We start from the raw sequence: 13,017 nt of genomic DNA on the forward strand, positions 1-13,017 counted from the left end.
CGCCTACCCGATCGCCCGCAGGCCTTCGACCACGCGCACGCGCGCCGCCTGCCACGCCGGCACGAGCGCGGCCGCGAGGCCGACCGCGACCGAGCACGCGGCCTGCAGCGCCAACGTTTCGGTCGACACCTTGAATACCGGGAAGATGCCGCCGGCGGCCTGCTTGAAGATGCTGGCGGCCGGCGGCGTCGCGAGCATCCCGAGCCCGCCGCCCGCCACCGCGATCACGACCGATTCGCCGAACACGATCATTGCGAGAAAGCCGGGGCCGAAGCCGAGCGCCTTGAGCGTCGCGTATTCGGCGGTGCGTTCGCGCGCGCTCATCGCCATCGCGTTGGCCATCACGGCCAGGATGATCAGGATCACCACGAACGACACGACGCGGATCGCCGCGATGATCTGGTTCGACATCGCGACGAAGCCGAGCTGGAACGCCTGCTCGGTCTCGGTCAGCGTTTCGGCGAGCGAGTTCCTGAACACCGCGTCGACGTTGCGCGCGATCGCGGCGCCGTCGTCCGGATTCGCGACGCCGAGCACGAACACGCCGACCTGGTCGGCCTGCTTCGGCGTGCGCTTGCGCACCGTCTCGTTCAGGTAGTCCCAGTGGAACACCAGCTGGCGCGTGATCGTCGAGTCGTCGCGGCCGTCGAGGATGCCGCGCACGACGAAGTCCCACGTGCCCGGATAGATCGTGCCTTTCAGCGGAATCACGTCGCCGACCTTGAAGCCGAACTGCGTGGCGAGCTGGCGCCCGACGAGGCAGCCGCGCCGGTCGCGGTCGTAGTCGGCGCGCTGCTGCGCCGGCAGGATGAATTCCGGATACAGGTCGAGATAGTTCTCCGACACCGCGAAGCTCGCGAAGAAGTTCTTCGGGTCGCGGTAGATGCCGCCGAACCAGTTCGAGCGCACCACGGCGGTCACGCCGTCGACGCCGCGGATCCGGTTCTCGTAGCTGACGGGCAGCGGGAACACGAGCGAGATCGCGTTGCGCGTGACGAGCCGGCCGCTGGAGGCGGCGGCCGCGCCCGCGTACCACGCGTCGACGACGGTGTGCAGCAGCCCGAACGCCAGCACCGCGATGGTCAGCCCGAGCACGGTCAGCAGCGTGCGCAGCTGGTGCCGCAGCGCATTGCGCGCGATCAGCTTCAGCACGTACATCGCGCGCGCTCCTGTCCGTCAGACGGCGTGCCCACCGATCAGTTCCCCTTTTTCCAGATGCACGAGCGAGCGCGCGGCGGCAGCCGCGTGCGCATCGTGGGTCACCATGATGATCGTCTTGCCGAGCTCGGCGTTCATCCGCTGCAGCATCGCGAGCACGTCGGTGGCCGATGCGCGGTCGAGGTCGCCGGTCGGTTCGTCGGCGACGATCAGCACCGGATCGGTGATCAACGCGCGCGCGATCGCGACGCGCTGCTGCTGGCCGCCCGACAGCTCGGACGGGTAATGGCTCGTGCGGTCGCCGAGATTCACCATGTCGAGCACCAGCTCGACGCGCTCGCGGCGTTCGCGGCGCGACAGGTGCGTGAGCATCAGCGGCAGCTCGACGTTCTCGAACGCGGTGAGCACGGGCATCAGGTTGTAGAACTGGAAGATGAAGCCGACGTTCGCCGCGCGCCATTCGGCCAGTTGCGCTTCCTCGAGCCGCGAGATGTCGAGGCCGCCCACGCGCAGCTCGCCGCTGTCGGGCCGGTCGATGCCGGCAACGAGGTTGAGCAGCGTGCTCTTGCCCGAACCCGACGGCCCCATCAGCGCGACGAAGTCGCCTTCGCCGATGTCGAGCGTGATGTCGGTCAGCACCGGCACGACCTGGTTGCCGCGCCGGTACGACTTCGCGACGTGGCTGAGCTCGACGAGCGGCGGCGCGGCGTCGTTCACGCGCGCCACGCTACTTCTTCGCGACGGCCACTTTCGCGCCGTCCTGCAGTTTCGCGCCCGGCGCGAGCACGACCGTGTCGCCGGGCTTCACGCCGCGGATCGCGACGAGCTCGCCGATCCGCGCGCCTCGGGTCACCGGCACGGTGTGCACGGTGTCGTCCTGCACGACGAACACGACCGGCCGGCCGTCGCGCTCGACCACCGCGCTCGCCTGCACGGCGGTCACCGGCTGCCGGTCCTGCGGCGACGCGGGCTTCGACAGGAACGCGATCTTCGCGCTCATGTCGGGCAGCACGCGCTCGTCGCGGTCGACGAAGCGCACCTTCACGAGCACCGTCGCCTTCGAGCGGTCGACGGTCGGCACGATGCGCGACACGCGGCCCGCGAAGCGCATGTCGGGCAGCGCGTCGAGCTGGATCTCGCACGGCTGCTCCGTGCGGATCTTCGCGATGTTCGATTCGGCCACGTCTGCCTCGACTTCGAGCGTGTCCATGTCGGCGATCGTCACGACCGCGCCCTTGCTGTCCGACGCGGACGAGAACGGCGTGATGTTGTCGCCGACGTTCGCGTGCTTTGCCAGCACGATGCCGTCGAATGGCGCGCGGATCACCGTCTGGTCGACCGCGACCTGCGCGGCTTGCGCATTGGCTTCGGCGGATGCGATCGCGGCCTCGTCGCTGTTGACCGACGCGCGCGCCTTGTTCACGCGGGCCGTGTCGATGTCGAGTTGCGCGGCCGGCACCGCGCCCTTCGGCGCGAGCGCGGCAGTGCGGCGCAGCGCGATTTCGGCGTCCTTCAGCTCCGCCTGCGCGACGCCGAGGTTCGCGCGGGAGACCTGCACCTGCGCGCGCGCCTGCGCCAGCGACGCCTGCACGTCGCGGCTTTCGAGCCGCGCGATGATCTCGTCCTTCTTCACGCGCGTGCCTTCCAGCACGCCGAGCCATTCGACGCGCCCCTGGCCCTTCGACGCGACCGCGGCCTTGCGCTGCGGCACGACGTAGCCGGTCGCGTTGAGCTGGGTGTCGTTCTGGTACGGGTAGGCGGACGTGACGGCGGTCGTGTCGACCGTCGGGCGGCCGGTGAGCGCCAGCACGGCGACGATCGCGGCGATGACGAGCGCGGCTGCGACCGCAAAGCGGACCCACCGGCGCCGGCGTGGCGCGGGCGCGATCGGACGCCGGTCGATTTTCAGTTTGTCCAGATTGTGATCGGGCAATTTGGGCGCCTTGCGACGGCGGCGGTCTCGGAACCGGCCGCGTCCGGTTGGGGACGGAAGGAGGCCAGTATAGCGTCGCCGCGACGCGCGCGAGAGCCGGTTCGCCGGATGATCGACGCATGCCGGGCGGCGCGTCGCGCGGGCCCGAAACCGGCGCCCCCGGGGAAACCCGAAGGATGCAAGCCGCATGTCAACTCGTCGTGCGGGAGCGGCGTTATGGAGCCAGTGCATCAGCATTTGCCGACGCGGAATGGCGACAGCCGGCCCGTCCGGCGGCGACCGGCGACCCGGCGCGGCTGATGTTCCGATGCGGATGCCTCGCATCTCTTACCGGTACGTTTGACTTTTTCTCCGCTAAAGGAAGAACAATGAAGAAGACGCTCGCTTCGATCATGACCGCAGCATTCGCTCTCGCATCGGTTTCGGCATTCGCACAGGCGTCGGCGCCGGCAGCCGACGCAATGGCTCCCGCTTCCGCACCGATGAAGAAGGATCACAGCAAGCCGAAGCACCAGCTGAAGCACCACGGCTCGAAGAAGGGCCAGGCGAAGGCTGCGGCTGCATCGGCAGCTGGCACGAACGACGCAGGCGCGCAGAACTAAGCACGCTTCGCCGGGGCCGGCGCTGCCGGCCGCCCGTCGTGAAACCCCGCACGCTTCGGCCTGCGGGGTTTTGTTTTTTCAGGCGCCGGCCACGTCCGGAACGTCGGGGGCACCGGGCGGCGGCGCGCGCATCGCATCGACCACCGCGCGCATGCGCCGCCAGTGCGATCCCTCCCAGAACACCCGCCGGCACACGTCGCACGCGGCAAAGCGCCGGTGCCGCTGCTGGACACCGGCCGGCACGCGCGGTGCGGCGTCCGCCGCGTCGAGCGCGTGCAGCGGCGCGTTGCAGCGCAGGCATAGCCGGAACGGCCGCATGTGCGGCGCGAGATCGAGCCGCACGAACAGCTCGCGCAATTGCGCGTCCGGCTGCTGTGCATGCAGGTAGCAGCCGCGCACGACCGCGCGGCGCTTCAGGAGCTCGCGGTCGCGCGTCAGCACGATCCGGTTTTCGCGGGACGCGAGCGCGACGAGTTCGTCGTCGCGGTAATGATTGTCGTAGCATGTGTCGAAGCCGGCCAGGCGCAGCAGCTGCGCAAGGCCGCCGAGGTGCGCGTCGGCGACGAAGCGCCAGCGGTCCGGTTGCGGCAGCGCTGGCGCGGCCGAAGGCTGCGCGCGCTGCGGATGGATGTCGACGCGGTCGCCGTCGCCGAGCGGCCGGTCGAGGGCAGACGGCGCGCCGTTCACGCAAAGTCGGCCGATCTCCGTATGCGGAACGCCGAGCGCCTCGATCGCGTGCTTGAGCGTCGCGTCGGCCGCAAACGCATGCGCGAACGCGCGTTCTCGCCGGGGGCGAGCGAGAAACGCGTTCAGTTCGCCGTGGAAGCGGAAGGTCGCGGTCGCCATGCGCGCAGTATCGCACCGCGCCCGCCCGGCTGCCGGGCCTGCAGGCCGCCGCCATCTGTGTTTAACTCCCCGCTTCACGAGTCGAAGGAGCGGGAAATGGATCTCGGATTTATCGGACTGGGCGAAATGGGGCAGGCGATCGCGACGAACCTGCTGAAGGCGGGGCACGCCGTGCGGGTCTGGAACCGGTCGCGCGAGCGCGCCGAGCCGCTTGCCGCGCTCGGCGCACAGATCGTCGCGACGCCGGCCGACGCGTTTCGCGGCGATGCCGTGTTCTCGATGCTCGCCGACGACGCGGCCGCGCGCGAAGTATTCGACGACGCGCTGCTCGAGCAGGCGCCGCGCGGCCTGATTCACGTGAACATGGCGACCGTGTCGGTCGCGCTCGCCGAGTCGCTCGCGCACGCGCATGCGTCGCGCGGCCTCGCGTACGTCGCCGCGCCCGTGATGGGGCGCCCGGACGTCGCCGCCGCCGCGCGCCTGACGATCATGGCAGGCGGCCCGGCCGAGGCGATCGACCGCGTGCAGCCGCTGTTCGACGCGATCGGCCAGAAGACCTGGCGGTTCGGCTCGCTGCCGCAGCATGCGAACGTCGCGAAGATCGCGGCGAATTTCACGCTCGCATCGGCGATCGAGACGCTCGGCGAGGCGTCCGCGCTGCTCGGCGCGCACGGCGTCGCGATGCGCGATTTCCTCGACGTGATCACGAACAGCGTGTTCCCGGGGCCGGTCTACTCAGGCTACGGCGCAATGATCGCCGAGCGCAGCTACGAACCCGCGCGTTTCAAGGCGCGCCTCGGGCTGAAGGACGTGCGGCTCGCGCTGCAGGCCGGCGACGCCGCGTCGGTCCCGCTGCCGGTGGCGAGCGTCGTGCGCGACAGCCTGCTCGATGCGCTCGCGCACGGCGGCGGCGAGCAGGATTTCGCGGTGCTCGGTGAAGTCGCGCTGCGGCGCGCGGGCCGCTGAGCCGGCGCGGGACAGACGCACCGCGCGCGCGGCATAATCGACGTTTCGTTTTTCTTTCGGTCGGGGTGGTGATGAACCTGCATACGTGGTGGCTTTTCGTGGCGACGGTGTTCGTCGTGTCGGCGATTCCGGGGCCGAACATGCTGCTCGTGATGACGCACGGCGCGCGGCACGGGCTGCGGCGTTCGGCGTGGACGATGGCCGGTTGTCTCGCCGCGCTGGTGCTGATGCTGTCGGTGTCGGCGGCGGGCCTCGGTGCCGTGCTCGAGGCATGGCCGGCGATGTTCAACACGTTGCGCTTCGCGGGCGCGGCCTACCTGATCTATCTCGGCGTGAAGGCGTGGCGCGCGCGGGTCGACGACGAGCAGGCTGTGGCCGACGTCGATGCCGTGTCGCGCCAGGTCACGTCGGCATCGCGCGGGGCGCTGTTTCGCAACGGTTTCCTGGTCGCGGGCAGCAACCCGAAGGCGATCCTGTTCGCGGCCGCGCTGCTGCCGCAGTTCATCAACGCGTCCGAGCCGACGCTGCCCCAGTTCGGCATCCTCGTCGTCACGTTCGCGGTGATCGAGGTCAGCTGGTATCTCGTCTACGCGTCGTTCGGCACGCGCATCGGCGCGACACTGAAGAGCCAGAGCGTCGCGAAGATCTTCAACCGGCTGACGGGCGGCATCTTCGTCGGTTTCGGTGCGATGATGGCGCTGGTCCGTCACTGATTTTTGTCTCGGCGGCCGCTGAGGTCGCCGAGGCCGCCACGGGTTGCCGCACGCCCCGCGCCTCGTCAGAGGGCGGGGCGTTTTCACGTCGCGCTGCGGTTACGCTCCGCTCCCGAGCGCGGCCAGCTACACGGCGGGGTCTGTTCGCATCCGGCCGATTGCGCTTGAATCACGCACGCGGCCGGCCAGACGGCGGGGGATGTTCGCATCCGCGCCCGGTTGCAGCAGGCTCGCCGCGGCCCCGCCTGCGGGCGAGGCTTTTTCGCATCCGGCGCCGGTCACGCTTGAATCACGCGCGCAGCCAGCCGGTGACTCTATTGGTATCCGCGCCCGGTTGCGCCCGGCTGACCTCGCCCCACCAGACGGCGAGGCTGTTTCGCATCCGGGACCGGTCACGCCTGGATCACGCACGCGGCCAAGCGGCGGCGCCGGCCCGGCGGCTGGCCGACAAGCCGAACGCGGTGGCCGCGCCCGCGAACGCGAAGCCGACGCCGCACACGGCACGCCACCCGCCCCACGCCCATGCGCTGCCCGCGAGCGCCGCGCCCAGTGCGCCGCCGACGAAGAACAAGCCGACGAACAGCCCGTTCAGACGTCCGCGCGCGGCCGGGTTCAGCAGATTGATTTCCCGGCGGCCGATCGTCTGGTCGACGATCACGCCCGCGTCCAGCAGCGCAGCGCCGCCGGCGAGAAGCGCCAGCGCAACGTCGCGGTGCGCATGCGCATCGAAACCGAACCAGCCGGCGCCGGCGATGCCGAGCACGGTGAGCGCGGCGAGCATCGTCACGTGCGCGATGCGCTGCGCGGCCGGGCCGTGGCCGCGATCGCCCGCGCGGCCGGCGAGCGGCGTGACGATCGCACCGCTCGCGCCGGCGAACGCGAACAGCGCGACGCCGTGCAGATCGAGGCCGAACGGCGGCTGTGCGAGCCGCAGCCCGATGGCGGTCCAGAACGCACTGAATGCGGCCATCGCGAGCGCCGCCGACAGCGCATGTCGGCGCAGCACCGGTTCGTCGGCGAGCAGGCGGCCCATCGACGCGAGCAGCGCGCGATAGCCGGCCGACGTCGGCGGCACGCGCGGCGGCAGGCGCAGCGCGAGCACCGCCGCGATCGCCGCGTTCGCGAGCGCGGCCAGCGCGTAGAACGCGCGCCAGCCGGCCGTGCCGGCGATCAGGCTGGCGAGCGGCCGCGACAGCAGGATGCCGAGCATCAATCCGCTCATCACGTTGCCGACCGCTCGCCCGCGCTGCGCTTCGGGCGCCATCGACGCAGCCATCGGCACCAGCATCTGGATCACGCTCGACGCGGCGCCCGCGGCCAGCGTCGCGAGCAGGAAGACGGTGCCGGAGCGCGTGAACGCGGGCAGCGCAAGCGCGGCCGCGCACGCGACGAGCGTCACGACGATCAGGCGGCGGTTCTCGAGCAGGTCGACGAGCGGCACCAGCAGCACGAGGCCCGCTGCATACCCGAGCTGCGGCAGCATCGCGACGAGGCCCGCGAGGCCCGGCGGCAACCGCAGATCGGCGCTGATCGGGCCGGTCAGCGGCTGCGCGGCGAACAGGTCCATCACGATCACGCCGACGGTGGCGGCGAAGAAGAGCGTCATGCCCGCGCTGAGCGCGGGCGGTGCGCCGAGCACGGGGCGCTCGGCGGCGGGGCAGGAATGTGCAGGGCAATTCATCGTCGGAAGCCTGGATGTCGAACGAAGGAATCCCCATCGTAGGTGTGCGATGTTTATGCGACAATTGAAATATGTCTAACATGATTATGCGAGATTGCTTTGAATACGCGTGATCTCCAGGCGTTCGTCGCGGTGGTCGACAGCGGCTCGATGGTCGCGGCCGCCGCGAAACTTCATCTGACGCAGCCTGGCCTGACGCGCCGCGTGCAGAACCTCGAAACGCTGCTCGGCATGCCGCTGCTCGACCGGCAGAGCAAGCCGCTGAAGCCGACGGCTGCCGGGCGCGACGTCTACGCGCTCGCGCGCAACGTGCTGGTCGCGGTCGACGAGTTGATGGCGGCAGGCGCGCCCGACAGCGAGCCCTCGGGCGAACTGCGGATCGGCGTGCCGCCGTTCCTGTCCGAGCTGGCGCTCGAGCGGCCGATCGACAGGTTGCGTGACGCCTTTCCGCGGCTGACGCTGCGTGTGACGGCCGGCTGGTCGCCGGCGCTCGTGCAGGGCATCGAGCGCGGCGCGCTCGACGTCGCGACGGTCATGGTCCCGGCCAGCGCGGCGCTGCCCGACACGCTCACGGCCACGCTGCTCGGCACGCAGCCGACGGTGCTCGTCGCGGCGCGCGACTTTCCGCTACCGGACGGGCCGCTGACGCTCGACGTGTTGTCGGGTTTTCCGTGGGTGCTGAGCCAGGACGGCTGCGGGATGCGCTCGGCGCTGAGCCGCGCGCTCGGCGCGGCCGGCCTGCCGTTCGACGTCGCGGTCGAGGCGTTCGGCTCGGAATTGCAGCTGTCGCTCGTCGCGCGCGGCGCAGGCATCGGCATCGCGCCGCCGAATGCGCTTGCGCGCAGCGCGCATCGCGATGCGTTGAGGGTGGTGGAAACGGCGGGGCTCGAGACGCGGATCAACGTGTGGATCGTGCACGGCACGCTGCCGGGCCGCCTGACGCGGCCGGTCGCACTGCTGCGCGATGCGCTGGGAGAGGTCCTCGACCGCGAGAACGTGCGGGGGTCGGATGACGACTAGCGCTCTAGAGTGCGCATTCGAGGGAAAATCCTGATTTTCTCTACGGAAATGTTGCAATGCGGAAACCGATTCGCTATAGTTACACCTGTCTCCTCCATGTCTCCTCTGATATGGATTCAGCCCGCCACTTAGGCGGGCTTTTTTTTGCCCGCGTTTTCTGCACGGGCTATCCGTTCATCCACTTCCGTCCTGCGTCCTCCGTCGCCGGCGTCAGAACTTGTAGGTCATCCCGACGTAGCTGATGATCGGGTCGGCCTTCAGCTCGGACTTCGACTCGGCGAGCACCGTGCCGTCCGCCGCCTTGATCGTCACCGTGGACGTCGTCTTCAGCGGAATGTAGGTCACCGACGCCACCAGCCCGAAATGCTCGGTCATGTTGTACTGCAGGCCTGCGTTGAACACCGGCTGCCATGACGACGACGCCTTCGCTTCCACCGATGTCGTGCCCGGCTTGCCCGCGCCGGCCGCGAGAATCGCGCCGAGGTTGTCCTGCGTCTGCTTGATGAAGTTCGTGTTGAGCTGCAGGTCGCTGAACCAGTTGTACGACACGCCAAGACCGAGGAACGGCCGGAACTTCGCATTCGCCGCTCCGAAGTAGTACTGAAGGATCGCCGCCGGGCTCCACTGCCGCACGCTCTTCACGATCGGGTTCACCGACGCGAGGCCGATGTTCTGCGTGCCCAGCGCGCCGGCCGGGCCGGGCGGCTTGATCGTGCCCTGGCCCGACACCTTGAACACCGGCGGCACGCCGGCCACCGACGTGACCGCGATGTGATCGGTCAGGAAGTGGCTGACCGTCAGGCCGACGGTATCCGCGCCGCTGGTGTGCAGCCCGGTGCCCGGCGACGTGAACGACGGCGGCAGCCGCAGCGGCGTGTTGATCGGCGTCGGCGCGACGTTGGTCGTCATCGGCGTGCTGCTTTGCTGCGGCATCACGTGGAACCAGCCCAGCGTGACGACGTTGCTGCCGGCGCTTTGCGCGTGGGCCGCAAGCGGCGCCAGGGCGGCGGCGCCGGCCGCCGCGCAAAGAAGGGTCTTCTTCATCACGGCCTGCCTCCGCTTACTGGACGAACGCGCCGATCGTGAAATACGGCGTCGAACCCGCGTTGTCGAGGAAACCGAACACGCCACCCGTGAAGATGAACTTGCCGGTCGGCGACGTGCTGCCCGAGCCCGTATGGATCGTCGTGACCGTGCCCGGCACCTTCTGCGTGTAGTCCAGATCGAGCGCGGTCGCGAGCGACGCCTGCGACGGCTGGAACGGATCGAGCAGCGTGGCCTGGTTGTTGATCAGCGCGGTGGTGCGATAGTCGAACTGGCTGTCGACCCCGATGTATTCGCCGTTCTGCGAGCCGGCCGCGATGGCCGTCTGCGGCGCGAGGATCGAGATGCTCGATTCGTCGTCGGCGGTCAGGCCCGGCACGCCGTTGCTGTCGGGCGTCGGGTTCGGGTTCGCGACCCCGGTGCGCACGAGGATCGGCACCAGCTGGTTGCGCAGCTTGCCGACGATCATGAAGCCCTTGCCCTGCGGCGTCGCCGACAGCGTCGGCTTCAACTGGCTCGCGTAGTTGTTCGACTGGAACGCGCCGCTGCCGTCGGCCGACTGCACGAAGTTCGTGCCCTGCTGCGCGCACGCGCCGCCGGCGAACTGGCCGGTCGTGTCGCACTTGGTCCACGTGCCGTCCGCGTTGATCGTCACCTTGGCGTCGATCGATGCCGGCGCGAATTTCTGCGACGGCACTTCACCGAAGCCGATATGGCTGTACGTGCCCGCGACCTTCGTGATGTCGGTTTCGATCGACGAGAAGCCGATGAACGGGTAGTACGGGAATTTCGTGTCGGGCACCGCGGCCTGGCCGAGCACGCCGTCGAACTGGATCTCCTTGCCGGGAATCGTGCCGCCCGCGACGCCGAAGCCGACGAAGATGCGCGCCGGACGCGACGCGTCGAGGCTCGCGCCGTTCAGCCGGAATGCGCACTGGTTCAGCTTGTTGGTCGGCAGCAGCGTTTCCTGCGTGAGCGTGCCGCTGTCGACGGTGCCCGCGCGGGTCGGCGTGACGGTGCCGGTCTTTTGCGGAACCGCCGATTCGACATAGGTCACCTGCCAGGTCATCTTGGTCGTATCGAGCTGGACCTTGGCCAGTTCGCCGCTGCCCGCGCCGCCGGTAAACACCGTGTTGTAGTCGAGCGTCGCGGGGCAGAGCCGGTCTTCGACGAGCGGGGGCGGATTGTCGCTGCCGCCGCCGCATGCGGAAAGAAGGGGGACGGCAAGGGCCGCCGCCAGAACGAGGTTGCGCTTCATGTTGCTCCTCCAGTTTTGTCTTGTCGGGCGGCCGGCTCCCTGTCGGCCGCTTCTGTTGCTTGTGCTCGTGCTGCGTGCGCCGTGCCGGGCGCCGTCGTTTCGTGCCTTCCCTGCATTACGCGGCGGCGCACCGGCCGCCGCCGCGTCCCCGATCGTTACTTGCTGATCTGCGCGCCCACGCCGAAGTACGGCGTCGACGACGTGCTCGAGTTCGCCGACGTCGGCGTGACGCCGCCGTTCACCGTGCCCTGGATCAGCGCCGCGTACAGGCCGCCCGTCGCGATGACCACGCCCGATGCGGCCGTGCCGCTCTTCGGAATCGTCGTCGTGTTCAGCAGGCCCGGCGTCGTCTGACCGTAGTCGAGCGTGAAGCCGTCTTCCTCCGCCTGCGTGGTCGGGTTGATGAACGACGCGTTGCTGCCGCGGATCAGCGCTGCCGTGTACTTGAAGTTCGAATCCGCGCCCGCGTAGCCGCCGTCGATCGCGCCCGACTGGATCACGCTCGCCGCGCCGAGCACCGCGATGCCCGATTCGTCGTCGACCTGCGCATCGGTGTGCAGCGGCGGCGTGCCGAGGTTCACGTTGCCCGTGCGCACGATCACCGGCACGGTCGCGCCGTTGAGCTGGCCGATCACCATGTGCGCGGTGGCCGACTTGCCGGTCGCGCCGACGATCGGCAACTGCGTCTGCGGCAGCGTCTGCGGCGCCTTCGCGCTGTTGAGGTAGCCGCCGGTCGCGTTCACCGTCCACGGATCGCCGGTCGTCTGGCAGCCGCCGGCATTCGTCGACGTGCATGCGCCGTTCGCGTCGAACGTCTCGCTCGAATTCGTGCCCTTCGTCGCGTAGTTGCCCGACGGCACGAGGTGGTAGATCAGCGCGTTGTACGTGCCCGGCAGCTTCGTGAGGTCGGTCGTCGTGTTCGCGAAGCCGAGGAACGGATAGAAGTCGAAGTGACGGTTCGGCACCTGGCCGACGTTCTGGATCACGCCGGGGATGATCGTCAGCCCGTCGTACTGAACCGTCGCGCCGGGGATGCCGCCGCCCGCGACGCCCATGCCGACCAGCAGCATCGGCGGGTTCGCCTGGTTGAAGTCGGCGGCCGTCGAGTAGGTCGAGCCGTTCGATGCCGTGCCCGAACCCGGCGTGAGCACGAACGCGCAGCGCGTCTGCTCCGCGGTCGGCAGCGTGCCGGTCGGCGGGTGAACGACCTTGCCGGTGATCGTGGTGCCGGCGCGGCTCGGCGTGACCGTGCCGGTCGCGAGCGGAATCGGCGACTCGAGCCACTTGAGCGTGTACGTCATCGCGACCGCGTCGATGTTGACGCTCACGATCTCGCCGCTGCCGGCGCCGCCGAGGTAGGTGCTCTTCACGATGTCGGCGTCGGCCGGGCAGAGCGCGCCGTTGATCGGCTGCGACGGCGGCGGCCCTTGCGTGCCGCAGCTCGATCCGGAACATTGAGGGGCTTCGATCGGCGCGGGCGCGCCGCCGTCTCCCCCACCACAGGCAATCAGGAAAGGGGCGATGGCAAAGGCCGTTGCCACCCCCTTCGATAAGGCGTGCGACATGCCGCTGTCTCCAATCGTTTAATTGTGCGAGCTAATGTGGCCGTCTGGATTTTTGCTGTCAATTGATGAACTCGTCTAAAAAAGACGATTGAAACAACGCGCACGCGATGAATCCTTGCAGGATACGGATTTCAGTAAGAATTAAAACGCGCGGAGGCTCCTGGAGTGCTGCCGAAGTGGCGCGTCTGCCACGCACGGGCGGCTCTGCAGGCCTTCCCGCGTATAACGGCA

The 13,017-nt window shown here is 69.3% G+C and carries 12 protein-coding genes; 4 read left to right on the forward strand and 8 right to left on the reverse strand.

Annotated elements, in window-relative coordinates:
- Positions 1-3: 3 nt before the first annotated feature.
- Genes HW466_RS28665 through HW466_RS28675 form a run of 3 tightly spaced genes read right to left on the reverse strand, consistent with a single transcriptional unit; the run spans position 4 to position 3,091 of the window.
- On the reverse strand, positions 4-1,158 hold the full coding sequence (locus tag HW466_RS28665; RefSeq protein ID WP_151006224.1) for an ABC transporter permease: 1,155 nt from the start codon (positions 1,156-1,158) through the stop codon (positions 4-6).
- Between the two features lie 18 nt (positions 1,159-1,176).
- Positions 1,177-1,875 carry an ABC transporter ATP-binding protein gene (locus tag HW466_RS28670; RefSeq protein WP_059452696.1) on the reverse strand — a complete coding sequence of 233 codons (699 nt, stop codon included), beginning with the start codon at positions 1,873-1,875 and terminating at the stop codon, positions 1,177-1,179.
- A gap of 10 nt (positions 1,876-1,885) precedes the next feature.
- Complete coding sequence (locus tag HW466_RS28675; protein WP_151006225.1) at positions 1,886-3,091, reverse strand: efflux RND transporter periplasmic adaptor subunit; 1,206 nt, start codon at positions 3,089-3,091, stop codon at positions 1,886-1,888.
- Between the two features lie 368 nt (positions 3,092-3,459).
- Between HW466_RS28675 and HW466_RS28680 the strand changes: the two genes are divergently transcribed.
- Positions 3,460-3,693 carry a hypothetical protein gene (locus HW466_RS28680; protein ID WP_059505436.1) on the forward strand — a complete coding sequence of 78 codons (234 nt, stop codon included), beginning with the start codon at positions 3,460-3,462 and terminating at the stop codon, positions 3,691-3,693.
- A 78-nt stretch (positions 3,694-3,771) separates the two neighbouring features.
- On the opposite strand, the gene HW466_RS28685 is transcribed toward HW466_RS28680, so the two are convergent.
- On the reverse strand, positions 3,772-4,539 hold the full coding sequence (locus tag HW466_RS28685; protein WP_174905972.1) for a Mut7-C RNAse domain-containing protein: 768 nt from the start codon (positions 4,537-4,539) through the stop codon (positions 3,772-3,774).
- A gap of 96 nt (positions 4,540-4,635) precedes the next feature.
- On the opposite strand from HW466_RS28685, the gene HW466_RS28690 reads away from it, so the two are divergent.
- Positions 4,636-5,505: an NAD(P)-dependent oxidoreductase gene (locus HW466_RS28690; RefSeq protein ID WP_059771950.1), complete on the forward strand. Its 870-nt coding sequence runs from the start codon at positions 4,636-4,638 to the stop codon at positions 5,503-5,505.
- Between the two features lie 71 nt (positions 5,506-5,576).
- The gene (locus tag HW466_RS28695; protein WP_060297020.1) at positions 5,577-6,218 is read left to right on the forward strand and encodes a LysE family translocator; all 642 of its coding nucleotides are present in this window, start codon (positions 5,577-5,579) and stop codon (positions 6,216-6,218) included.
- A gap of 403 nt (positions 6,219-6,621) precedes the next feature.
- On the opposite strand, the gene HW466_RS28700 is transcribed toward HW466_RS28695, so the two are convergent.
- Positions 6,622-7,899, reverse strand: a complete 1,278-nt coding sequence (locus HW466_RS28700) for an MFS transporter (RefSeq protein WP_059952499.1) — start codon at positions 7,897-7,899, stop codon at positions 6,622-6,624.
- Between the two features lie 99 nt (positions 7,900-7,998).
- Between HW466_RS28700 and HW466_RS28705 the strand changes: the two genes are divergently transcribed.
- Positions 7,999-8,919 carry a LysR family transcriptional regulator gene (locus tag HW466_RS28705; protein ID WP_174905973.1) on the forward strand — a complete coding sequence of 307 codons (921 nt, stop codon included), beginning with the start codon at positions 7,999-8,001 and terminating at the stop codon, positions 8,917-8,919.
- 210 nt (positions 8,920-9,129) lie between these two features.
- Here the strand turns inward: HW466_RS28705 and HW466_RS28710 are convergent, their stop codons facing one another.
- The 3 genes from HW466_RS28710 to HW466_RS28720 form a co-directional block, all read right to left on the reverse strand.
- Entirely contained in the window at positions 9,130-9,963 is an 834-nt protein-coding gene (locus HW466_RS28710; RefSeq protein ID WP_059452672.1) for an OmpW/AlkL family protein, read from the reverse strand.
- Between the two features lie 16 nt (positions 9,964-9,979).
- On the reverse strand, positions 9,980-11,221 hold the full coding sequence (locus tag HW466_RS28715) for a DUF2957 domain-containing protein (protein WP_151006045.1): 1,242 nt from the start codon (positions 11,219-11,221) through the stop codon (positions 9,980-9,982).
- 155 nt (positions 11,222-11,376) lie between these two features.
- Positions 11,377-12,786, reverse strand: a complete 1,410-nt coding sequence (locus HW466_RS28720; protein WP_059452674.1) for a DUF2957 domain-containing protein — start codon at positions 12,784-12,786, stop codon at positions 11,377-11,379.
- Between the last annotated feature and the right edge of the window lie 231 nt (positions 12,787-13,017).

The sequence above is a fragment of the Burkholderia territorii genome (assembly GCF_902833055.1).
Classification (GTDB): Bacteria; Pseudomonadota; Gammaproteobacteria; order Burkholderiales; family Burkholderiaceae; genus Burkholderia; species Burkholderia territorii.

What these genes read in the sequence shown, in the direction of transcription:
- HW466_RS28665 (WP_151006224.1), bottom strand. Translation starts at nt 1,158, where the DNA reads ATGTACGTGCTGAAGCTGATCGCGCGCAATGCGCTGCGGCACCAGCTG.
- HW466_RS28720 (WP_059452674.1), bottom strand. Translation starts at nt 12,786, where the DNA reads ATGTCGCACGCCTTATCGAAGGGGGTGGCAACGGCCTTTGCCATCGCC.
- HW466_RS28690 (WP_059771950.1), top strand. Translation starts at nt 4,636, where the DNA reads ATGGATCTCGGATTTATCGGACTGGGCGAAATGGGGCAGGCGATCGCG.
- HW466_RS28680 (WP_059505436.1), top strand. Translation starts at nt 3,460, where the DNA reads ATGAAGAAGACGCTCGCTTCGATCATGACCGCAGCATTCGCTCTCGCA.
- HW466_RS28695 (WP_060297020.1), top strand. Translation starts at nt 5,577, where the DNA reads ATGAACCTGCATACGTGGTGGCTTTTCGTGGCGACGGTGTTCGTCGTG.
- HW466_RS28715 (WP_151006045.1), bottom strand. Translation starts at nt 11,221, where the DNA reads ATGAAGCGCAACCTCGTTCTGGCGGCGGCCCTTGCCGTCCCCCTTCTT.
- HW466_RS28710 (WP_059452672.1), bottom strand. Translation starts at nt 9,963, where the DNA reads ATGAAGAAGACCCTTCTTTGCGCGGCGGCCGGCGCCGCCGCCCTGGCG.
- HW466_RS28700 (WP_059952499.1), bottom strand. Translation starts at nt 7,899, where the DNA reads ATGAATTGCCCTGCACATTCCTGCCCCGCCGCCGAGCGCCCCGTGCTC.
- HW466_RS28685 (WP_174905972.1), bottom strand. Translation starts at nt 4,539, where the DNA reads ATGGCGACCGCGACCTTCCGCTTCCACGGCGAACTGAACGCGTTTCTC.